At 35.3% G+C, this 23,899-nt stretch carries 20 protein-coding genes; 9 read left to right on the top strand and 11 right to left on the bottom strand.

What is annotated here, in order from left to right:
• Positions 1-4: 4 nt before the first annotated feature.
• From FJ651_RS13455 to FJ651_RS13430, 6 genes are all read left to right on the top strand, one after another.
• On the top strand, positions 5-1,567 hold the full coding sequence (locus FJ651_RS13455) for a RagB/SusD family nutrient uptake outer membrane protein (RefSeq protein WP_246085371.1): 1,563 nt from the start codon (positions 5-7) through the stop codon (positions 1,565-1,567).
• Positions 1,554-3,038 carry a hypothetical protein gene (locus FJ651_RS13450; RefSeq protein WP_140991064.1) on the top strand — a complete coding sequence of 495 codons (1,485 nt, stop codon included), beginning with the start codon at positions 1,554-1,556 and terminating at the stop codon, positions 3,036-3,038. The genes FJ651_RS13455 and FJ651_RS13450 overlap by 14 nt, the downstream gene beginning before the upstream one ends.
• A 28-nt stretch (positions 3,039-3,066) precedes the next feature.
• Positions 3,067-4,185: a cytochrome-c peroxidase gene (locus FJ651_RS13445; protein WP_246085370.1), complete on the top strand. Its 1,119-nt coding sequence runs from the start codon at positions 3,067-3,069 to the stop codon at positions 4,183-4,185.
• Positions 4,186-4,212: 27 nt separating this feature from the next.
• Entirely contained in the window at positions 4,213-5,598 is a 1,386-nt protein-coding gene (locus FJ651_RS13440) for an ELWxxDGT repeat protein (protein ID WP_140991062.1), read from the top strand.
• A 111-nt stretch (positions 5,599-5,709) separates the two neighbouring features.
• Positions 5,710-7,098, top strand: coding sequence for a dipeptidase (locus FJ651_RS13435; RefSeq protein WP_140991061.1), 1,389 nt, complete (start codon positions 5,710-5,712; stop codon positions 7,096-7,098).
• Between the two features lie 279 nt (positions 7,099-7,377).
• Positions 7,378-8,478: a DUF4407 domain-containing protein gene (locus FJ651_RS13430; RefSeq protein ID WP_140991060.1), complete on the top strand. Its 1,101-nt coding sequence runs from the start codon at positions 7,378-7,380 to the stop codon at positions 8,476-8,478.
• A gap of 47 nt (positions 8,479-8,525) precedes the next feature.
• Here the strand turns inward: FJ651_RS13430 and FJ651_RS13425 are convergent, their stop codons facing one another.
• Positions 8,526-9,728 (bottom strand): NAD(P)/FAD-dependent oxidoreductase, encoded by a 1,203-nt coding sequence (locus FJ651_RS13425; protein ID WP_140991059.1) that lies wholly within the window; start codon positions 9,726-9,728, stop codon positions 8,526-8,528.
• Between the two features lie 252 nt (positions 9,729-9,980).
• Positions 9,981-11,360 (bottom strand): M28 family peptidase, encoded by a 1,380-nt coding sequence (locus FJ651_RS13420; protein ID WP_140991058.1) that lies wholly within the window; start codon positions 11,358-11,360, stop codon positions 9,981-9,983.
• A gap of 116 nt (positions 11,361-11,476) precedes the next feature.
• Between FJ651_RS13420 and FJ651_RS13415 the strand changes: the two genes are divergently transcribed.
• The 3 genes from FJ651_RS13415 to FJ651_RS13405 all read left to right on the top strand — a co-directional run bounded on the left by FJ651_RS13415 (position 11,477) and on the right by FJ651_RS13405 (position 14,602).
• Positions 11,477-11,842, top strand: a complete 366-nt coding sequence (locus FJ651_RS13415) for a BlaI/MecI/CopY family transcriptional regulator (RefSeq protein ID WP_140991057.1) — start codon at positions 11,477-11,479, stop codon at positions 11,840-11,842.
• 1 nt (position 11,843) lies between these two features.
• Positions 11,844-14,021 (top strand): M56 family metallopeptidase, encoded by a 2,178-nt coding sequence (locus FJ651_RS13410; protein ID WP_140991056.1) that lies wholly within the window; start codon positions 11,844-11,846, stop codon positions 14,019-14,021.
• A gap of 134 nt (positions 14,022-14,155) precedes the next feature.
• Entirely contained in the window at positions 14,156-14,602 is a 447-nt protein-coding gene (locus FJ651_RS13405) for a YybH family protein (protein WP_140991055.1), read from the top strand.
• A 1-nt stretch (position 14,603) separates the two neighbouring features.
• Here the strand turns inward: FJ651_RS13405 and FJ651_RS13400 are convergent, their stop codons facing one another.
• The 9 genes from FJ651_RS13400 to hemW all read right to left on the bottom strand — a co-directional run bounded on the left by FJ651_RS13400 (position 14,604) and on the right by hemW (position 23,898).
• Entirely contained in the window at positions 14,604-14,885 is a 282-nt protein-coding gene (locus FJ651_RS13400) for a hypothetical protein (RefSeq protein ID WP_140991054.1), read from the bottom strand.
• Between the two features lie 180 nt (positions 14,886-15,065).
• On the bottom strand, positions 15,066-16,313 hold the full coding sequence (locus tag FJ651_RS13395) for an NAD(P)/FAD-dependent oxidoreductase (protein WP_140991053.1): 1,248 nt from the start codon (positions 16,311-16,313) through the stop codon (positions 15,066-15,068).
• On the bottom strand, positions 16,314-18,572 hold the full coding sequence (locus FJ651_RS13390) for a S9 family peptidase (RefSeq protein ID WP_140991052.1): 2,259 nt from the start codon (positions 18,570-18,572) through the stop codon (positions 16,314-16,316).
• A 123-nt stretch (positions 18,573-18,695) separates the two neighbouring features.
• Complete coding sequence (locus tag FJ651_RS13385; RefSeq protein ID WP_140991051.1) at positions 18,696-20,417, bottom strand: DUF885 domain-containing protein; 1,722 nt, start codon at positions 20,415-20,417, stop codon at positions 18,696-18,698.
• A 25-nt stretch (positions 20,418-20,442) separates the two neighbouring features.
• Positions 20,443-21,021: a PhnA domain-containing protein gene (locus FJ651_RS13380; RefSeq protein ID WP_140991050.1), complete on the bottom strand. Its 579-nt coding sequence runs from the start codon at positions 21,019-21,021 to the stop codon at positions 20,443-20,445.
• A gap of 20 nt (positions 21,022-21,041) precedes the next feature.
• Positions 21,042-21,401 carry an MmcQ/YjbR family DNA-binding protein gene (locus FJ651_RS13375; RefSeq protein ID WP_140991049.1) on the bottom strand — a complete coding sequence of 120 codons (360 nt, stop codon included), beginning with the start codon at positions 21,399-21,401 and terminating at the stop codon, positions 21,042-21,044.
• A complete protein-coding gene (locus tag FJ651_RS13370) occupies positions 21,398-22,006 on the bottom strand; it encodes a DUF4230 domain-containing protein (RefSeq protein ID WP_140991048.1) in 609 nt (202 codons plus the stop codon). Before FJ651_RS13370 ends, FJ651_RS13375 begins: the two co-directional genes overlap by 4 nt.
• Positions 22,006-22,755, bottom strand: a complete 750-nt coding sequence (locus FJ651_RS13365; protein WP_140991047.1) for a cyclase family protein — start codon at positions 22,753-22,755, stop codon at positions 22,006-22,008. The genes FJ651_RS13370 and FJ651_RS13365 overlap by 1 nt, the downstream gene beginning before the upstream one ends.
• Before the next feature lie 12 nt (positions 22,756-22,767).
• Positions 22,768-23,898, bottom strand: coding sequence for a radical SAM family heme chaperone HemW (gene hemW / locus FJ651_RS13360; protein WP_140991046.1), 1,131 nt, complete (start codon positions 23,896-23,898; stop codon positions 22,768-22,770).
• Position 23,899 lies beyond the last annotated feature (1 nt).

Below are 23,899 nucleotides of genomic sequence, written 5' to 3'. Positions count from 1 at the left end.
AAGTATGAAAAGACTATTAAAAAAATATTTATTAAAAAACATAGCATTCAAAACTTATCATTTCGGTATGTTAAGTCAAGGCAAGTTTTCAAGACAAATCAAAATAGTATTTAATCATTATACTATAATAATATTGTTAGGACTAATTTTATTTTCATGTAGCGATTTTCTTGAGCAAGAACCTGGAAATCAAACTTCTATTACAGAATTGTTATCTACTAAAGAAGGCGTTTTGGCGGCTCTAAATGGTACTTATACCACTTTAGAAGCCAGCGTAAGAGAAGAGCGATTTGCAGTTTATGCCGATATGCAAGGCGGCAACATCAAATTTACTCCAATACCTACCGGTAGCAATCGCGGTAATATAATAATTCCGTTTAGAATAGAAAATGTTTATTCTTTTCAAGATCAAGCTATTTCAGGCGATTTTAGCTCGTTTTACCAACAGTCCTATTCAGTTATTAATCAAGCTAACCTCATTTTAGAATTTGTAGACGACCTTATTGACGCTACCAATTCAGAAAAAAATCAAATAAAAGCCGAGGCTTTATCCATTAGAGCTTACGCTCACTTTTTATTGGCCTTAGTGTATGCTCAAAACTATAGTTTTACACCTAATGCTTCACACCTTGGAATAGTTTACAATAGAACTACCTTAACAGAAAGTGGTGTAACATTTCCTTCAAGAGAGACTTTAGATAATACCTATACCCTCATCATTGATGATATTCAACGGGCTTTAAGTTTGTATACAAACCTATCAGCCTTGGATGGTCCAATTCAAACCTATTTTAACGAAAATAATACCAAAGCAATTTTAGCCAGAGTCTATTTAAACAAAAACGATTGGCAAAACGCTTTTGAAACGGCCATAGAAGTTATCAATACCTCTGGAGTTAATTTAACCTCACAAGAGAATTACTTGAGTGAATGGGAAAACTCTGTAGTTCCAATGACTGAGATACTATTGCAACTGTCGGTACCTAGAGATTCTGGCGGCAGTGCCGGAGGATCACTGTCGCAGCACTTTGGATTTCAAACTATAACTGCCTATGGAAATTATGTAGCTACCAATGATTTACTTAGCCTATATGAATCTTTCGATATTAGATCTCAAATGTTCTTAGAGCAATCTCTGGCAACTAATATTAATGGCGAATTAGAAAATGTTAACTATTACTTTACCAGAAAGTTTCAAGATACACCACCCTATCCTGCTGTTAGATTGAGCGAAATGTATTTAATCGCTTCAGAAGCTGCATACAACTTAAACAGAACTGATGATGCTTTAAACTATTTGAATTTCATAAGAGTGCGTGCTAATGCCAGTTTAATAAGTAGCACCACTAATTTACAAAATGAAATCCTTAATGAAAGACGAAGAGAATTGGCTTTTGAAGGGCATTACTTTTTTGATTTGGGTAGAAATCAAAGGTCAATTACGAGAAATGACGGCTGCCTGGCAATTGTTTGTGATTTGAACTACCCTTCACCAAAGTACGTTCTTCCAATTCCTCAGGAGAATATTAATTTAAATTCAAACTTACAGCAAAATGAATCGTATTAGCCTTTATTTTTTAGTTCTAACAATTACAGTGCTTTTTACATGCTCTGATGATGACAATCAATTGGCTCCATCGATCTCACAATCTTTTGTGCGATTTAATTTTTTGGTTAACAATAATAATATTCCTTTAGAATTTCCGCAACAACACGGTAGTTTAATACCGCAAAGCACTTACGAAAATGCCTTGTTAAAAACCCTAAAAATCCCTGTTACATTAACTACAAGCAACATAGAACAACCGGTATCAGTAACTTTTAGTAGTACATTATCGAGCGGTTTAAGTTCTGAAGATGTCAATATATCTCCTGTCAATACAGTTACGTTTGAAGGCACACGACTTACCGATACTATTTACGTAAGCTTTGCTGAGCGATGGACACCCGGCGAATCAATCTTTTTTAAACTTGAATCTGTTTCAGATTCATCCATAAATATTGGTAATCTCAATAATACAGCGGTTAACGATACCTTTCTGCTACAACTGGAAACTGTAGAACCATCTTTTAGTTTTGAAACCAATCGAATAGAGATTACCGGTATCATGGGTGAAGAGGTATTTTTTGACGTCCTTTTTCCAGAAGGTTATTTGAACGCAGAAATTGAGAACGGTGATATTTTTGAGGCATTAGATGGCTTTAACTATTCTCTGGAAATTTTAAATTTAGGAAGTCTTTCAACATCTATAACTTACAAAATGATAATTAATGAAGATTTGCAAAACGATGATGTATTTTATCAAACCATCTTGTCACTAACAGATGGATTTGGATATAACCCAACGGGTAATACCGTTTTGCAAATAGTAAAACCTATTAATACATTTAGAGATCCGGCCGTTAATACTGCCTCCAATTTCTACGATGTTTCAAACACTTTTTATAGAACCTTTGGTGAATCTTGGGGTGACCATAATAATACAGGCACCTGCAGTTGGTTTAGTTTTTCGGCTTTTACGCGTCCTGTAATAGTAGATGTCAACCACCCAAATGCAGTTTTATTTGACGATATGGGAACCGCCGACCCAAGCGACGATATTTATCACGATGCCTTTAGAATAGGATTTAGATCGCCTACCAACCCCAACGTTACCACCAATTCGTTTAATATGAAACGTTGGTTCTCAAACGAATCTACAAACTTTGCCAATTCTCCCGGTTTTGATGTTAATCCGGCCTTAGAATTTTTCCCGGATAACGGTACCAGTAACTCCTCGGGGACAGTTTTAGTGATTCCACAGTTTATAACCATTGCCGGCACCAATGGCAATAGTTATTCTATTGCTATATCAGGAGAAGGCAGCTATCAAGATATTGGAAACGGACTCTACGAAATGACTTTAACAATGAACGCAACCAACGACCAATTGTTTGGCGGAACTATTTCTGTAGAATATCGTATTTACAACAATCAAAACTACCCAGAACCAGAACCTTTAAATAACAACAATTGCATTACAGAATATGATTTATAGAACTAGCTTAGTTTACTTAACCATCTTTTTGTCTTTATCAGTTCTTTGGAGTTGTAAAGACAAACAACAGGGAAGTTATACAGACATTACAAGTTTAAAACAAGCTTATAGCAGTGGCGACTACAGCCAATGGCCTGAGCCAACTCTTGATGAAAGTATCGATAAATCTAATTTTGAAGACATTGGCGTATTGCCTAAGGTTGAACACCCAGACTATAATCCGTACTCAGAAGAAAAAGCCAAACTTGGTAAAACTTTATTTTTCGATCCAAGACTATCTGTTAGCGGACAAATTGCTTGTGCCTCGTGCCATAATCCGGAATTGGGCTGGACAGACAACACAACGAGATCTTTTGGGCACGATAGACAAACAGGACCAAGAAATGCCATGACCATTTTAAATGTGGCCTATGCGCATGAATTATTCTGGGATGGCCGCGCTAAAAACTTGGAAGATCAGGCCAGATTTCCAATTTCAGATGAAATTGAAATGAATGAAAATCTCAATATTGCAGTTGATAAAATTGCTAATATTGAAGGATACAAACCCCTTTTTGAAGCCGCATTTGGCAATGACTCCATTTCTCTTCAACGAATACAATACGCCATTGCAACTTTTGAAAGAACAATTAAAAGTCCTAAGAGTAAATTTGATAAATTTATCGAAGGAAAATCTGATTTGTTTTCAGACCAAGAAGTAAAGGGTTTACATTTGTTTAGAACAAAAGCTATGTGTATAAACTGTCATAACACGCCTTATTTTAGTGATAATAACTATCACAACGATGGCCAGACACTTTTTGGCACTAAAGACGAAGATTTTGGTCGATATTTGGTAACAAAAGATGTTGATGACATAGGAAAGTTTAGAACACCAACCTTACGCGAAATATCAAATACGGGGCCATGGATGCATCACGGGCATTTCCCTAGTTTGTTAGATGTAGTAGAATTTTATAATTTGGGGAATCCGGCTGTCATTCAAAAAAAATATCTAGGTACTCCCAGAGATTCTCTAATCCCCAAAACATCACCATTATTGAGAAAATTAAATATGGATAGAGAAGAAATTGATGCGCTCCTAGCATTTTTAGAAACTTTAAGCACACCAAACCGCAGAACTATCATACCTACTTTACCAAAATAGCATATTAACCTTTTAAACTATATTATTATGAAAAAACAATTACTAACTTTTTTAACCTTGAGTTTTGCTCTTTTTGGCTTTTCTCAAATTACGCTTGTAAAGGAAATCAATCCCGCAGGAGATGGCAATCCTCGTAACTTGTATGCCTTTGACGGAAAAATTTACTTTGATGCTACCGATGGCACGAACGGTTTTGAGCTTTGGGTATCGGATGGCACCGAAGCTGGCACCTTTTTAGTAAAAGATATTAACCCCTCTGGCACTTCTGCTCCCGGTAACTGGTTTGAATACAACAATACTTTGTATTTTTCCGCTAACTCGGGAGGCGGCTCAGTGTTACATAAAACTGACGGTACCGAAGCAGGCACCTTGGCTACGGGAGATACTGGTTTATTTGGGCCTGTCTTAGTGGGCACGGAGATTTATGCTGTTAATTCAACCGACACCAATAATTTGTGGAAATTTACAGGTGACGGCACCGCCGCCGCCGTGGCTCCTGCCGCCATCAATGCTTTAGGGTTTAACTTGATTGAACTAAATGGCAAACTGTTAATTGTAGGAACTGTACCAAGCACTACTGTAGGAAGAGAATTGTACGAATACGACCCGGCAACAAATAGTTTTACTCTGATTAAAGATATCGATAATGCGACTACCAATTCTGGCGCACAAAATTTTGTATCAACCGGTAGTAAAGTTTATTTTAGAACCGGAACTAACGCCATTTGGGAAACCGATGGAACACCAGCAGGAACCCAAGAAGTTACTACGGTTACAAACGCTGGAATTGGTGGTATCTTAGAACTATATGCCTGGGATGGAAAAATATTTTTTGAAGGCGATACTAGTGCTTCTAACGACCAGCTTTGGGTTTATGACCCTGCAGCAGATACCGTTACCAATGTTAGCAATATCACTGGTGGTACCGGTACAGGTGCGAATAATCACGATCCCTCAGATTTTGCACCTTTTGGCGACTTTTTATATTATGCTGGGGAAATTGCAGACGATACCAGACAATGGTTATTTAGAACAGACGGCGTTAATTCTGTAAGAGTAAATGATGACATTTTTGATATTGACGATATTGCAGTGTTAAACGGTGTATTATACTTTGAAGGCGATGACGGCGTTGCCGGAAATGAGCTTTATAAGGCAGATCCAACAACCCTATCTAATGGAGAGGCTGTTTTGGAAATTGTGAATGTTTATCCAAACCCTGCCAAAGATCATGTCATGTTTTCACAAAATATGATTGGAAAATCTTACACTATTTTTGATGCCGCCGGAAAACAACTTTCTGAAGGAATCCTTAATACTGACAGGCTAGAATTGAATTTAGCCTCAGGCTTATATCTTATTAGAGTAAAGTCAGACAACAGTATTCTTACCAAGAAAATTATTATTGAGTAATAGCATCTTGTTTTAATTGAAAAAGGAGTTTCATTTTGAGACTCCTTTTTTGTTTTATTAAAAATTAACTCTTGTATTTTTCGTAAATTTGAAGTTCACAAATTCAATTTTATGAACACTATCCAATCCTATATTGAAACACACCAACAAACCTTTATAAACGAACTTATTGATCTTTTAAAAATACCATCCATTAGCGCTGACTCGATTTATAAAAACGATGTCTTAAAAACTGCCGAAGTTATTAAAACCCGGTTGCAGGAAGCAGGTTGCGATTTGGTGGAAATTCATCCTACTGCAGGTTACCCGATAGTATATGGTGAAAAAATAATAGACCCAAAATTACCCACAGTTTTAGTTTACGGGCATTATGATGTGCAACCGCCCGATCCATTAAATTTATGGGATTCTCCTCCATTTGAACCCGTAATTAAAAACACAGAACTACATCCCGAAGGCGCCATTTTTGCCCGCGGTGCTTGCGATGATAAAGGACAAATGTATATGCATATCAAGGCTATGCAGTTTATGACCGAGACTAATCAATTGCCTTGCAATGTGAAGTTTATGATTGAAGGCGAAGAAGAAGTCGGCAGCGTTAACCTGTCGACCTTTGTAAAACAAAATCGTGAGAAATTGGCTAACGATGTAATTTTGATTTCAGATACGGGAATGATTGCTAAAGATGTGCCATCGATTACTACAGGTTTACGCGGATTGAGTTACGTGGAGGTTGAAGTGATCGGCCCAAATCGCGATTTACACTCCGGACTTTATGGCGGCGCCGTAGCCAATCCCATCAATATTTTGGCTAAAATGATCGCTTCGCTTCACGATGACAATAACCATATCACAATTCCGGGATTTTATGATAAAGTAGAAGAATTATCGGCAGAAGAACGCGCCGAAATGGCCAAAGCTCCGTTTAATTTAGAGGCCTATCAAAAAGCTTTAAATATCGAAGCTGTTTATGGCGAAAAAGGTTACACAACCAATGAAAGAAATTCAATCAGACCAACTTTAGACGTCAACGGCATTTGGGGTGGTTACACAGGCGAAGGTGCTAAAACCGTTATCGCCAGCAAGGCCTACGCAAAAATATCGATGCGTTTGGTACCGCATCAGGATTGGGAAGAAATTACCCAGTTATTTAAAAATCACTTTGAAAGCCTTGCCCCAAAAGGTGTAACGGTAAAAGTAACGCCACATCACGGCGGACAAGGATATGTAACACCCATTGATAACATTGCCTATCAAGCCGCTTCAAAAGCTTATGAAGAAACCTTTAGCAAAACACCTATTCCCCAACGCAGCGGTGGCAGCATTCCAATAGTTGCTTTGTTTGAGCAAGAGTTAAACAGCAAAACTATTTTAATGGGATTTGGTTTAGATAGCGACGCCATTCACTCACCTAACGAACATTTTGGCGTATGGAATTATCTAAAAGGGATTGAAACTATTCCTTGGTTTTACAAATATTTCGTGGAGTTATCGAAATAATTACTGCTAAACCTTTGCCAACGTTTGTAGCTTTTAAAAAGGTTATCCTAAAAAATCCGTTTATTCTTAATTGAGTAAACTAATTTTTATCATCCCAATTGAAAATTCAATCTCAAAATGAAATGAATAATTAATCAGTGGCTTTTTTTATGCTCCAACTCATCAAATAGTTGCAACAATTTGAAACATTTAACGTTAAAATTGTACTAATAAATCATCATCAATCAATCCGAGGCGTATCCGAATTATTTGGAACGTAGCGGAAAAAAATCAATCATCATGCTCAAAAAATTCTTTTTGCTTTGCTCGGGTGCCGACAAGCATATCATTGAAAGTTGTTCCAATGGCGAACAAAACAAATATGCCGGAATCGGCGCAACCGTTTTCTTTACAGCAGTCATGGCTTTTATTGCCGGAAGTTATGCGCTTTATACGGTTTTTGATAACGTGTATTACGCAATATTTTTTGGGTTCGTTTGGGGCTTACTCATTTTTAACCTTGACCGTTTTATTGTTTCCACCATTAAAAAAAGAGATCGCTTTTTGGACGAGTTCATTCAGGCTTCACCGCGAATTGTTTTAGCGATTATAATAGCGATTGTGATTTCAAAACCGTTGGAAATCAAAATTTTTGAAAAAGAAATCAATACCATTTTGTTACAAGAAAAGAACCAAATGGCTATGGATAATAAAAAGCAAATCGCCAATTATTTTCAATCTGATATAGATCAAAACAATGCTCAAATCGACAGGTTAAAATCCGATATCCAAGAAAAAGAAAATGAAGTAAACAACTTATATGACGTTTATATCGCTGAAGCAGAAGGCACAGCCGGAACCAAAAAACTTGGAAAAGGTCCGGTTTACAAAGAAAAACGAGAAAAACACGATGCTGCTTTACAAGAATTAACAACTTTAAAAACTACAAATCAGGCCAAAATCACAGAATTAGAAGCACAAGGGAAAATCCTGCAAGCCAATTTGGATGAAAAAGTAGCTGAAACCCAACCTATCATTGATGGTTTTGATGGTTTAATGGCGCGTATCAACGCCTTAGATGAACTACCTTGGATACCATCGTTTTTTATCATGTGCCTTTTTTTGGCGATTGAAACCTCACCCATTGTTGCTAAATTATTATCGCCCAAAGGCGAATACGATTTCAAACAAGAAGAAGGAGAGTTGGCAGTGAAAAACGTGTTAGCTCAAAACAAATACCAAAGCGACTTACAAAAACAAACGGATGCATCTATTTACGATAGCGTGTATGCCGATATTCGAGAGGACAAAGATTTATACAATTATAAGAAAACACGAGCCATCAAAATATTGGAATTACAAGCAGATAGTTTTTTACAAAAACAAATGAAGTCATTATAAAATTAAAACCCCGATTTTTCTTAGTTCGGGGTTTTTTACGTCACTTCTTAAGGTAAATAAGACAGCCCATTTCGGGTTTTCCAGAGAAAATATTTCTCAAATAATACTTTGTTGAAATCGTACAAAATATTCGGAATCATAATAGTAAAAGTTCTTGGTTTGAATAAGCTGGTAGAAAGTAGTAGAACTTCTTTTTTACCGGCATCCATGATACATAATCCGGGAATTCTACCCCAAGCCTTTTCTTTTAAATCGGTTCTACCCTTTGTTACTCTAATAATGTTTTCTGCAACAATTTTACCGGTTTCATCAGAAGGATATCCTGTTTTTGGCGAGGCAAATGGCACTGCTCCAGGTGTAAAAGGTAGTGGCACATTCACCGCAATTCCTGCCGCCCAAATATTTTGATAATCAGGATGTCTGTAATCATTGCCCACCGGAATATATCCGGTTGGAGTAGCATTCAAATCAGGTGAATTGGTCACAAAATCTACACCTATAAAAGGAGGCATCAACATAGTGAAATGGCTAGGTAAAACTTCGTCGCTGGTTAAAATTACTTTATCTTTTTGTACCTCCTTTACACCAACTTGAGTACGATAATGAATATTAAACATATTCATGAAAGATTTCAACATAGTCTCACCCATCGGCATACCATCAATGCCAAAATGACCTAAATAATCTTCAGGTGTAATCCAGTATAAATCTACCTTTTTACGGATGTTTTGCTCACGAAGCCATTTTTCAATATTGAATAAAAACTCATAAGCAGCACCCATACAACCAGCATTTTGGGTAGCTCCAATCACAATCGGTCCTGGATTTTGCTTGAATTCTTCTAAGGCTTTTCGGGTTTTCATCGCCCCATTGGGTGTACCGATATAGTGTGCAAATTCTTCCACTCCGGGAGCTACATCATATTTTACTTTGGGCCCTGTAGCAATCACCAAATGATCGTAACGTATTTCTCCTTGATCAGTAAATAAAGTACTGGTTTTTGGATCTACTTTAACCGCTTCAGCTACCATAAAATCTACACCCTTTTTTTTCAGAATCTCTTCTTTTTTAAAGGAAATATCTTTGATTTCTCTTCTTCCAAGTGGTACCCATATAAGTGACGGTATAAAGAGAAAAAGAGGTGATTTATCAATTAAAATAACTTTGTGTTGGCTCTTTCCTTTTCGTTTAATTTCTAAAGCAGAAGTCATTCCTGCAAAACTCCCTCCAATTACAACTGTTGTGGTCATGATCTTTAATTTTAAAAATTATGATATGGTCTAACCCTATATCTAAATCAAAATTAATCAAAGCTTAAAATGCAAAATATGATCAAAGTCATTTGAGGCCAAGTAACTGCTTATTTACTAGCTTTGTGTAACATAAGTTACATATATCACTATCAAAAAGAACAATTAACAGAATGTTTAGGCAACTAATAGCAACCATATAAAAATAGGTCTAATTTCAATTAGAGAATAAGCCCATAAAAGATTTAGTAGTTATTCTTTAACAATTTTGAAGGTACCGGTTTTCTTACTTGTAGCAACTGTTACAAAGTATACTCCTGCAGATAACTGACTAATATCTAAAGTTGTATTACTTTTTAGGCTGTTTTTGGAAAGTACTACCTTACCTGAAACGGTTTTTATATCAAGTTTGAACACTTGGCTTTGGGATACAGAAACCGTGATGTTTGAATAAGTTGGATTTGGATAAATAGTGACTTCATCTGGCGCGAAATTCTCTAAACCGAGGGTCGCAAAAATAAGGCAATCGCTACTTTCTGTGCAACCGGCGTTGGTGACCTCAACGCGGTAAAGTCCGTTGGCACTTGGTATAAATGTTCTGTTGGTTTCGTTGGTAATTGGTAAATTGGTATCGCAATCGTACCATTGGTAAGAAGTTGCATTTAGTTGATTGGCCGTTAGAGTATTAGAGTTAACAGTAACCGCATTATCCACATCAATAAGTCCTGCCTTGGTAGCTGTGTAAGCCATCACCAGTTTCGTTAACTCGTGAAAATATGGTAAATCTAAAGTTGCTAAACGGTCGTTTGAAGTATGATAAAACGGTGTTTGGTCGTTAGTTGCCCAAGACTCACCTACCAAAACAGCAGAGTAACCTTGATCCCAAAATCTGGAATGGTCACTTGCGGTGGTTCCGGGGTTCACTACAATAGGTGCTTTTAAATCGAAGGTGTAGGTGTTGTAAATATTCACAATATCGTCTTTCATTGCCAACGAACCGGCAATGTTTCTCACATCAATATCCCATTCGTTATCGCCCGGCGTGCCAGGTTCATCACCATCGTAACCAATCATATCCATATTTAAAACTCCTAGAATATTATCGCCTCTATTAGCAACTTCTGCGGCATAAAAACCGGCGCCTAACAATCCAATTTCCTCTTCATCCCATAAAGCGTACACAATAGTATTATCAATACATTGCGTTGATAAAATTCTGGCTATTTCCAACACCGCAGCCACGCCGGTAGCGTTGTCATCTGCACAAAAAGCCGCTACCGAATCGTAATGTGCACAAATAATATAAATATTATCGGGATTGGTTTGGCCTGTCTGTGTGGCGATAATATTGCGGCCATTCACGTTAAAAGCTTGATCTTGTATGATAAGGTTCTCTAAATTTTCGAGCCGTTCCTTAATATAATCAGCGGCTAAATCATTATTATTTTGTAAGCGTGAGGCTATAGTAACAGTGTTGCCATTAACGGTAGTGGTTTGTTCGCCAGATAATTCGCTAACCATCAACTCTAATCGACCAATATCAACTTGATTAATTAAATCCTGAACAGATTGCGAGTGCGCGTTAATAGCAAATAACACACATAAGCTTAACGCAGTAAGTATTTTATTCATTTATGGGAGTACAATTTTTCGTTACAAAAATAAGGATTTCAGGGAATTAAACTTATTATTTTGTTTTTTCAAAAAGTTATTCTACATTTGTAGAGTTATTTCTAAATATGTAGAAAATGAATTTATCAAAATCTGAAGAAGAATTAATGAATTATATATGGACTTTAGATAAGGCCTTTATGAAAGATCTTATGGAAATTTATCCTGAACCAAAACCCGCTACAACTACCATTGCAACACTTTTAAAACGCATGACCGAAAAAGGATTTATCGCCTACAAAACCTACGGTAACTCAAGAGAATACTATACCTTGGTAAAAAAGAAAGACTACTTTTCTAAGCATGTTAATGGTTTAATTAAACACTTCTTTAACGATAGTGCTACGCAATTCGCTTCCTTTTTTACAAAAGAAACCAATCTAACCAAAGAGCAGTTAGAAGATTTAAAAGCAATTATTGACTCTGAAATTAATAAGAAATAACATGGAAATTCACCTTCTAAAATTCACGGCTGCCTTAGCTATCTTATGGTTGTTCTACAAGTTGTTTCTAGAAAACGATAACAGACATCAATTTAAACGGTTTTATCTTTTGGCATCAATTTTTTTCGCGCTAATAGTGCCGTTTATAACTATTACAGAATATATTGAAGCTACGACTCAATCGGTAAGTTTATCATCTAATCTTGAATTCACCACAGTAATTGAACAAAATGTTCAACCTCCAGAAGTCGATTATTTACCTATTATTTTATGGAGTGTTTACGGCATAGGTGTTTTGTTTTTCGGCGTAAAGTTTATAGTGAATTTGTTTAGTGTTTTTAATAAAATTCGAACAAGCGAAAAATATTACGATCAATCATTTATTTATGTTTTAATTGATAAATTAAAAATCCCACATTCATTTTTTAGTTACATTTTCTTGAACAAGGACTTATACAAGTCAGCCCAAATACCAAAAGAAGTTTTAATACACGAGCAAACGCACGCGCAACAAAAACATAGCATTGACATCCTCATAATGGAGCTGCTGCAGATTGTTTTTTGGTTCCATCCCTTAATATATATCATGAAGCACAGTATAAAACTCAATCATGAATTTTTAGCTGACGAAGCCGTTATTCGTCAAGGCATAGAAGCATCGATCTATCAACAATTATTGCTTGCATTCTCATCAAATGCATCAAAAAATCTCCCGACAGAAATCGGGATAACAAGTTCCATCAATTATTCATCCATCAAAAAACGATTTACAGTTATGAAAACACAAACATCAAAAACCCGGATTTGGATTAGTACGATTTTGCTACTACCTATTATTGCGATTCTTTTTTATAATTTCAGTTCAACAGAATATGTTTTAAAGGAATCTCCGGAAAATATAGAGACATTACAAGAGGATAAAATCCTAAATGTTGTTGTAAATTCTGAAGACGAAATTTTAATAAATGGTAAAGTTGAAAGCTTTGAAAATCTGGAAAAGCTTTTAAGTCAATTCCCTAAAGAAAATTATACAGTTAATTTAACCAAGGAAAAACTTGCATCTAATAATGTTTTTTCAAAAGTTATGGCGCTTTTTACTAGTTATAACATTCTAATTGACCAGGTTTCCACCCAAGATATAAGTAAAGAAAAACAATCTTTTCAGCGCATAAATGAAGGCGTTTCTCAATCATTAATGGATGAATATAATCTTTGGATTAAAGAGTTTAAGCAATATAGTGTAATAAAGGTTTCCCATTACGAACGTATAGTTTCAATATATAATTTAATGTCTGACAAACAACGTTCCTCAGTCGAAAAATACCCAGAAACACCTCAAATAAATCGAACTAACCAAAAGATGAATAAACCTTCCACAGCACAATTTGAGGCTTGGAAAAACAAAGACACCTACGCTTTGTGGCTAGATGGTACACCAATAAAAAATTCTGAACTCAATAACTATAGCATCGAGGATATAGTGCATTTCATAGAATCTAAAGTGTATAGAAATGCACGAAGTGTAAAATATCCACAACCTTTTCAAACTAGTCTATACACTAAGGAAGGCTTTGCTCAAGCCTATGAGGAAGCTCCTGTAAAAGAATATAACAGGTTGGCTGACAAATATTCTAAAGACATTTTAACATTTCTTAAAGGCTCAAGATCTGACAATACGGAACTATTAATCCAATTTGAGCAATTAAATAGAATGTACGATAATTTTGCGCCAAATTTAATTAAAGAATTCAATATACTAGCGGTACCGCCAGTGCCAGCTAAATTTTCATCCAAAACCAATTTTCCACCACCACCTAAACCTGAGAATCCACCAATTGCAAAGAATCCAACAATCCAAGATGATAGTAAAAATCAAATGAAAATGGATGATGGTGAAAATGATTCAAATAATAGTAGAATAAAAACAATGAGTTTTACATTTTCATCTCTTAAAAATGCTAAAAAAATAGATTGGAACTTAAAACAAGCCTTTAAAGATAATTTCGCAAAATTGAATCACCAAGATTCAATTAAGGCTGTCTTAAAGATTGAAAAAAAGGTTATGATTGATAATAAGAGAATAAAAGATTATAAAACAGAATTTACAGGAACATTTGGTGAAGTTGATATGATGTATGTCAAAATTAAACAGCACATAAATGAGTTAAAACAAGAATAATAATAAGCTTGAATTCTTTAGTATTAATATTAGTCCTATCATATTTAAAATTTAAAACCTCACAGGTTTTCAAAACCCATGAGGTTTTATATGAAATCAACTATCTTTAACTATCAATATTTAAAATTCAAATCATGCGGCATTTTTGGTATCTCTTAGTATTAGCTATTTTATTTGGTTGTAATTCTAACAACCAACAAACCCAAACTTCAATAGAGGCCGACAAAACCCAAATCCTACAAGTATTAAAAACCCAAGAAAACGCCTGGAATCAACGCGATTTTGAAGGATTTATGCAAGGGTACCTCAACTCTGATTCATTAAAATTTTACGGCCGAAATGGCTTAACCAAAGGTTGGCAAAACACGCTTGACAATTATATAAAGGGTTATCCTACCGCAGCCGAAAGTGGCACGCTGACATTTAAAATCAACGACATCTCTCCTATTGAAACTAATAGTTATTGGGTGATGGGCGAGTTTTTTTTAGAACGCACCGTGGGTAATGCAAACGGCATTTTTATGCTCATCTTTAAAAAGATTGATGGCGAATGGAAAATTGTAGCCGATATGTCGGCTTAAATTAAGCCGCAGTTTCTTCCGATTTAAAATGGTCGTAAAGTTCTTTACAACCCAAACCAACAATTGAAAATTGTTTATTCTTCAAAATAGATTGATTGTGCAAATGCACCAAAGCATTTACACCAAAACGGTCTATATTCTCCAAGTCGTCTATGCTCAAAGTTAGAGAATCTAACTTCTCAAAAATATATTGAAAAGTTTTATTGAATACCTCTAAATTACTTTGATTTAAACTGCCTTTTAACTTATAAAAGTTGTTGTAATTGGTAATAGTAAGTTCCATACCCCGATAGTTTTTAATGTTAATAATAAATTTGGCGCTAATAATCATTGATTACCAAGTAAATATCGTAAGTTAAAAACTACTATCCTTTTAAAATCGACAAACAGCTAAATTCTCAAGGTTTTTGAAAAACACTGACATTTTTTATCGACAAAACGCATGTTATTAAGCAGTTGAATTCTAAAATTTTCTATCGGGATTAAATGCTGAAAGATCTAAAGACGCCGGTTTATTGGCTATGATTTCAGAAACTAATAAACCTGTGGCAGTGGCCATACTCCAGCCCATCATGGCATGACCGGTAGCAACGGTTAAATTTGAATAGGCTTTAAATTTTCCAATATAAGGCAATCCGTCAGGTGAAACCGGTCTTAAACCGAAGGCAGCATTGCTTTTTTCGTCTTGCGTGAGCACAACATTTGGATAGTAGCTTGCAGCTGCTTTTGCAATGGCTTCAACACGCACGCGGTTGATGTTGTTATTGATGCCTGCAATTTCCATAGTACCTGCAAAACGTGTAAAACCATTCATTGGAGTTACAGCAACTTTGGCCTCTGTCAAAATTGCGGGTATGGTTATTCCGGTATCTAAATTGGTGTTGATTCGATACCCTTTACCCGGTTGAAGCAATAATTTAATCCCTAATTTTTCACTGAGCAAACTACTCCACGAACCGGCAGCTAATACAAATTCATCTGCTTTGTAAGTGTTTTTAGCGGTAGTTACACTCTGTATTCTATTAGATTTTAACTGTATATCCTCTATTTTTTCATTGAGATGAAATGTTACACCTTTTTTCTTTAAAAGCAACTTCATTTCATCCATAAACTCATGTGGCGTTGTATGTGCATCGCATTTGTAATAAGTTGCTCCAATGGCATTAAGTTGGACTTTAGGTTCTAGTTGTTTTAAAGTTTCTAAGGATAATTCGGTTGCTTCTAAACCTTCTTGATTTGCGAGTTGTGCTGTTTTAATTTCGGCTTCTAATGCAGCCTCTGTTTGGCATAACATCAGCAATCCCTTTTTTTCATATTGAAAGGTAAACTGCTCTTCTCGTTTTATATCGTCATACAATTCCTGACTCAACAAAGCAATATTCTTGATAACCGGAATAGCTTTGGTTACATGTTTGGCATTACACGATCGGTTAAAAGCCAGACTCCATTTTAAGAAATCCAAATCCATACGAGGTTTGATATAGAGCGGACTTGCAGGATTAAGCATCCATTTCAACCCCTTTTTCATGACTCCCGGTGCCGATAAAGGTATGATATGGCTAGGTGATAAATAGCCGGCGTTGACATAAGACGCCCCTGCATCTAAATTAGATTGGTCAACAAGCGTTACTTGATAGCCTTCTTTTTGAAGGTAATAGGCAGAACACAAGCCGATGATACCGCCGCCAATAACAATAATATTTTTACTCATTTATTCCCAAATAATATCCCAAATTGGTGTTGTCTCCAATAAGTGTTCAATGAAATAATTCCAACGTTTTTTAATAAAATAATTTTGGGCCTTCCCCTGGTAACCATGTCGTTGACTAGGTAGAATTAACAAATCAAACGCTTTATCTGCATTTACCAAAGCTTCGGCTAATTTAAAGGTTGCTGAAGGGTTTACATTCTCATCAATACCACCATGCACCAATAACAATTTTCCTTTTAAGTTTTTTGCATTGGTAATGTTTGATACCTTTTCATAAGTATCGTCAACAGGCCAACCTTGATACATTTCAGGCCACCAAGCTTTTTCCATTCTAAAATCATGATCTGCCGAACTTGCCACGCCAACTTTATAAAAATCCGGAAAACCCAACATGCCCCGACCTGTATCATAACCTCCAGCCGAATGCCCAAAAATGCCCACTTTATCAATATTTATCCAGGAATATTTCTCAGCAAGATGTTTAATGGCTAAAACGTGATCTTCTAAATTATTTTCCATGTTTTTATAGGAATAGTCGTGAAACTCCTTAGAACGACCCGATGTTCCCAATCCATCAACACTTACCACAATAAACCCAAATTCAGCTAACGATTGATTACTAAAACTTCTATCAAACGATTTTGGGAATTGTTGCGTATGTGGTCCCGTATAGGTTGCATCGATGATAGGATATGATTTGCCGGCATCAAAATTAGTTGGTTTCCAAATAGCACCATAGATTGTTGTTTTTCCGTCTTTAGCTATAACATCTAAAACTTCGGGAGATTGCCACCCTTTTGAAATGACATCATCAATATTTGCATGTGTTAACTCGGCTAATATTTTTCCATTTTTTGAATCTCTTAAAACAGTTTTTGTCGGAATATTTACGGTTGAATAATTATCTGTAAAATACTTTCCGTCTTCAGAAAAATCAACAATATGATGCGTGTTTTCCGGTGTTAATAAGGTAAGGTCACCTTTAAAGCTAGTTTTGTAAAGTTTTTGATGGTAAGGATTACTATTTGAGTCTTTTCCTGATGCCAAAAAATAGATTTCCTCTGTATCTTCATCAACATGAACAACTGAGTTGATATAATAATTGCCAAGCGTAATTGGCTTTGTTACTTGGGTAGCAACATCAACCATATATAATTGTCGCCAGCCACTGCGTTCTGATAAGAAAATAATTTTTTGATTTTTTTCAAGATTTTTAAACCAAAAGTTGTCAATATTTGTTTTACTGCTTTCCTCTATAAGCGCTGTTTCAGTCTTATTATTAAGATCTACGAGCGTTAAAAATTCCTTTTGATAGCCTCGTTCTGAATAATTAGACAATAAATTTCCTGAATCATTAATCCATCTAACCGAAACAGCGTTGATATGTGTCCCTGTCGGTAAATTAGTATGGACTTGATTTTTGGTTTCTATATTAAAGAACACAGGTTTTACTTGAATCATTGCAGTGTCTCCCGGTGAGCCACGATAATAAGAAAGTAATTTTGATTTGTAGAGGGTATCGATACTATGATCTAACAAATACATTTTTTCGGCATTTCTAAAGTCGACAATGTTCGCGGCTATCCATTTAGAATCTTTAGACCAATTGACACTAAAGTGTTTTGGCCGTTCAGCATTTTCTCCTTCCATAACATCGCCCCAACCGTAATACGTGGCATATTCATAGTCCTTTTTTCCATCAAAACTTAATTGATATGAGTTATTCGTTTCGGTTGACTTAACAAATAAATTATAATTTTCAGAATAAGCTATCCACCTGCCATCAGGAGATTTTGATTCAAATTCACTATTTCTTTGCTGGTGTTTATCTTCTTTTAATTGGAGATCGTAAGTTTTAAGATCTAAAGTATAAGTCTTGCCTTTAAAGCTTAAATCTAAATTTCCATCTTTTAATATTTCAATATTTGAAATTGGCAAATCAATTGATTTTACTGTATCATCCCCTAATTTATTTAAGGCAATTGCCAACTTTTCATGATTGAATAAATCAACAACTTTATAATTTTTGAAGTTAACTGTTTTGTAGGTTTTATTGTTTTTGCCGTAATCAACAAACCAAATTCCTGAACTATCCTTAAACCAATTCACCTTGGTTTGAAGATTAAAAACTGTTTTATTATTATAATTATCATACAAAAAACTTATTGCCCGGGTGTAATCTTCTTGTGTGACATTTTGTGCTTTAGAAGATGTTGACAACAACATTAAAGTTGCCAATACAATGATAATCTGTTTCATAATAAACGTTTTAAATCATTAAAAAAACTTTGCCTGTACGCGATTTAAATCTTCCTAAGCAGAAAGAATCTTCATCTTTATATCTAGGGCTATAATCTACTTTAAGATGGTTAGCTAGGCGTATTATTCAATTAATTTTTTTTGAATATAATCATTAATTCTCCTTTCCATTATTGAAAGAGTAACAGTTCCTTCTTCAAGAATTACTTCATGAAATTCACGAATATTAAATTTACTTTCTAAAGTTTTCTCGGCCTTATTTCTGAGTTCTCTTATTTTTATTTCTCCAATTTTATAGGATAAGGCTTGTCCTGGCCAAGATATATAACGATCTGTTTCTGTTGTAACTTCATGAATTGACAGCGCTGTATTTTTTGCCATATAATCTAACATTTGTTCTCTGGTCCAACCCTTGGCATGCACTCCTGTATCAACTACCAATCGGCAAGCTCTCCACATTTCGTAGGTTAATTGACCAAACTTTTCATAAGGGGTTGTATAAATATTCATCTCGTCGGCCAGATATTCAGCGTATAATCCCCAACCTTCACCATAAGCTGATAAGTATAAATCTCTTCTAAATTTTGGTATGGTTTCGGGTAATTCATTGTTTAAAGAGATTTGTAAATGATGACCCGGAACTGCTTCATGCGATGTTAAAGCAGGAATTGTATATAGAGTTCTACTTGGTAAATTATAGGTGTTTACCCAGTAAAATCCGGCGGTTGTTTCGCTGCGAGAACCAGAATATCGACCTCCGGTATAATTAGGTGCAATGTCTGCAGGTACCGGAACAACACCATAAGGTTTTCTCGGTAAAGTTTTAAAAAATTTAGGGAGTTCGGCGTCTATTCTTTTGGCAATGTCACGTGCAAACATCAATAACTCATCGGCGGTTTTAGGGTAGAATTGTTGGTCTGTTCTCAGGAATTCTAAAAAATCTCCAAAGCTGCCTTTAAATTCTAAATCATCAATAATTTTTTGCATTTCTGCTTTAATTCGAGCCACTTCATTCAAGCCAATTAGATGAATATCGTCTGCTGTGTACTGAGTGCTTGTTGTAAAATAATTGATTCTGTTTTGATAAAACTCTTTACCGTTTGGTATTGATGAAATTCCTAAACCTTTTCTGGTTTTTGGAAAATATTCATCTTCAAAAAACCTTTTAATTTTCTTATACTCCTCTATGGCATTTTTTTGAACACTTAATTTGGCAATCTTTATAATTGAATCTTTTTCAGTTGCCGATAATGTTTCTGGCAAGTTTAGAAATGGTTTGTAAAATTCACTTTGGGTAACATCTAAAACTATATGTTTGTTGTAAGTGTCATCATAGTTGTTAAATACGACTCGAGGTTGTGCCATGCCTTCTTTAATTGATGCTCTTAACAGCTCGATATTATAATTAATAGATTTTGACAACTTATTAAGCTGCTCTAAATAATCATCGACTTGTTGTTTATTCTTAAAAGTTCTGTTTCCCATTCTACTCAAATTGAGATGAAAAGCAGACTCATTTGTAATGGTATTTAAATAAGTTTTATAAGTGTTTGAATCTATTTTATCTTGTAGAACAAACAGCAGCAACTTTCTTGAAATTTTTTCTGTTTCCGATAAACCTTTTTCTGAAATCTGTTCTAATTCTTCTTTTAATTCTTTTGAAAATTCAGCTTCAGCTTTATAATATTTTGCTGTGTTTTCAACAGATTCATATCTATCGAAATCATAATCCCTATCTGCTTCGTATCTGGCAATAATTGCATTTAATTTGTCGGAATCTGAAAGTGATTGAAAGGAAAATAATGCGAAGCAAAAAATGATTACCAAAGGTTTAAAGCTTTTCATAAAGGGATTATTTCAGTTAAAATTATTAAACTTTTTTCACATATTGCGTAATAATTACAATGTGCTGGCCATCTACTTTACCTTCAATGTAGGTTTCGTTGTCGGGATCTAATTTTATATTTCTTACGGCGGTACCTTGTTTGGCCACAATACTGGAACCTTTCACTTTTAAATCTTTTATAAGTACAACTGAGTCTCCAGCTTCGAGAATAACACCGTTTACGTCTTTATGAACAATTTTGGTTGATTCGTCTTCTGCGTCGCCGGCAGATTTGGCAAAGGCCAATGCTTGGTCGTCTAAATACATCATATCAAGCAAATCTTGTGGCCAACCTTCAGATTTGAGTCGGTTGAGCATGCGCCAGGACAGAATTTGAACAGGTTGAAATTCGCTCCACATACTGTCGTTTAAACAGCGCCAGTGATTCGCATCTAAAGGCTTAACACCTTCAATTTGATCGAGACAATTTTTACAAATCAATACCGAATTATCAACAGTTTGGTTTTGCGACGGTGGTAATTTATAGAAATGTAAAGTTGAATCTGATTTACATAACTCGCAGCAATTATTACTTCTTTCCTGAAGTATTGGATTTATATTCATGTCTTTTATTTTAATGCAATTTAGAGCGATTCTCGCAACTTTTTTGGCAGTGATTGAAGAATTAATTCATAGGAATGATCGATTAATTTTACAATCAATTTTGGAGATAATTCACCTGTATGAATATAAACGCTGTTCCACAACTTTTTATGCATGTGATAACCGGGTTGTATGCTGTTGTATTCGGCTCTTAATTCTTCGGCGTAATCGGGGTCGCATTTTAAATTGATATATGCATCGCCCTTTTCCCATTGAGATAGTGATGCCAAAGCAAACACTTTTCCGCCAACCTTAAACACCAGCACATCATCATCAAAAGGAAAGTGCTCGGTTACTCCTTTTTTACTAAGGCAATAAGTTCTGTATTGCTCAATATTCATTTTAGCTTCTTAGAAGTTTGTGACTCTATTTCTAAGGCCGAATAATCTAATTTCCAGCCAATGGTTTCTACAATATGCTGCATGATGTTAATAGCTTCTAAGGCTTCGTTTTGAGCAGCATTAAACAACGAACTTTCCGGAATTTTGCTCATAATGTGTTCCTTGGTTTGTGCAGTCAGTGCTGTTAGGTCTTCAGCTTCAAATTTGTTAAAAACTCCGTTTTTTATATCGTAATAATTGAGATTGGTTTCTATGGAAAGCACTTCGGGTTGCGGAAATTGCGATAAAATAACGATTTTAGACTTGCCATTGGCTGTCATTTTTATTTTACTCAAGTCAAAGCCAATATGCGCCTTGGCCCTGATAACAATCAATGCTTTCTTCTTGCTGCTGAGTAGTTTAAGAAACTTCTCTTTGACATCTTCGTGATGGTAAATTTCGGTGAAATCGCCTTCTACCGTGATAAACTTACAAACCCTTTTAATTTTATCTAAAAGTATTACAGATTGCGTTCTTGTAAGTTGTTCAGATTGTTTCGTTTTGATGTAATACCAGACCAATCCTGATATTAAGACACCTATAATAATTCCTAAAAATGCTTCCATTAGTCTGTGATTTTGTACAGCGTTGGTTTACTGGGGCTTGCGTCGTTTTCAAACGAAGCTATTTGCAAATTTAACAGATATGAGCCGTCAGCCACATGGTTGGGCACAAAAATAAACTCGGTGATGGTGGCATCCAATCTTATATTGCCCGAAGTATTCCAAAAGGCATGATGCGCTAACAATTTACCTTCGTCTTTTTCTTTGTCAATACTAGGGAGATCAACCAACCAATGCTTAACACCAATCGATTTTAAGTAAAGCGCTGCCTCTTCCAAATAATAGGGCGGATTGGTATTTGAGTATTGCTGACTTAACTTTTCTGAAGTATTGGGAATGGTTCTTATAATTAAAGCCTCTGGCTTTTTACCGGCCAAAGCAAATTGCAATTGTTTTTTTGAAATTACAAAGTCTGTTTTCAACTTTGTGGGCGCAATGGTAATCAATTCGGACAAAAAGAAGAATTGTTTTAAATTTTGATTGACAGAATGAAATTCTTCGGTAATATGCCCAATACATTCTGTGTGGGTGCCATGTGCATGCGGATTAAATTCAATAGTATTAAAATTTACCGATGCGCCATTTTTAATACTGCCAATCCAGTTTCCAAGTTGAGCAGGTGCAATTTTTGGCGCACCCAAATACCATGCATTAACGTTTTTTTCTGAGGCATTTAGTGGTATGGAAATATCTATAGGTTGCGATAAATCAACCTTAAAACTATTGGTTTTGGTTTGTATGGTGGCTTTCATAGTTTTCAAATATTACAAATTCAACAAAAACAAATCAGCGGCAATGCCATCACTTAAGAACTTACCCTTTTTTGTGGTGAGTAATTTATCATCATCAAGATACAATAAATGTTCGTTGATATGCTTTTGGGCTTGTTTTAAGAGATAATTTTTATGAGTCTTACCGAATTCCATTTCTACTTTGTCCACTGAAACACCCCAAATGGTGCGCAAACCTGTCATAATATATTCATTGTACCTATCGGTGACTGTGAGTGTTTCAACTTCGCTAGGCAGTATTTCATTTTTAATTGAATTGATGTAAATTGAATTATTTCTAATATTCCAACTGCGCTCATGGCCATTAAAAGAATGCGCCGACGGACCAATACCTAAATAACTTTTACCTTGCCAATAGGCCGAATTGTTTCTACTGAAAAAGCCTTCCTTTCCAAAATTCGACAACTCGTAATGAATAAAATCTGCTACTTCTAAGTGCTCTAACAAAATTTGAAATTGTTGTTGTGCCTGCTCATCATCTACATTTTCAATCACCCCTTTATCAATAAACTTTTTTAAAGCAGTTTTTGGCTCTACCGTAAGCGCATAACTCGAAATGTGTGGCACATTAAAAGACAAGGTGGTTTCTATATTTTTAATCCAACGTTTATGGGAGGCACCGGGAATACCGTAAATTAAGTCTACAGATACATTGTTAAAATGCTTCATAGCTGCTGTAATACTAGCTTTGGCTTCTTTAGCGTTATGCGCACGATTCATCAATTTCAAATCTTCTTCAAAAAAGGATTGAATACCTATACTCAATCGATTAATTGCCGATTTAGACAGTTTTTTTATTTTTTCTTTTGATAAGTCGTCGGGATTGGCTTCTAAAGTAATCTCAGGATTGGTGTTGACTTTGTAAAATTTATAAACGGTATTAATAATACTATCTATTTCATGAAAGCTCAACAAACTTGGTGTACCGCCACCAAAATAAATGGTTTCAACGCGCTCATTCTTAAATTCTGCTTGACGCATCTTAAGCTCTTTAACAATGGCCTCTACCACTAAGTCTTTCTTTTTCAAAGAAGTTGAAAAGTGAAAATCGCAGTAGTAACAAGCTTGTTTACAAAATGGGATATGGATGTAGATACCGGACATT

This window comes from Paucihalobacter ruber, from assembly GCF_006494535.1.
Lineage (GTDB): Bacteria > Bacteroidota > Bacteroidia > Flavobacteriales > Flavobacteriaceae > Paucihalobacter > Paucihalobacter ruber.
The sequence above is the reverse complement of the archived record's forward strand: the minus strand, read 5'-3'. Positions and strand labels throughout refer to the sequence as shown.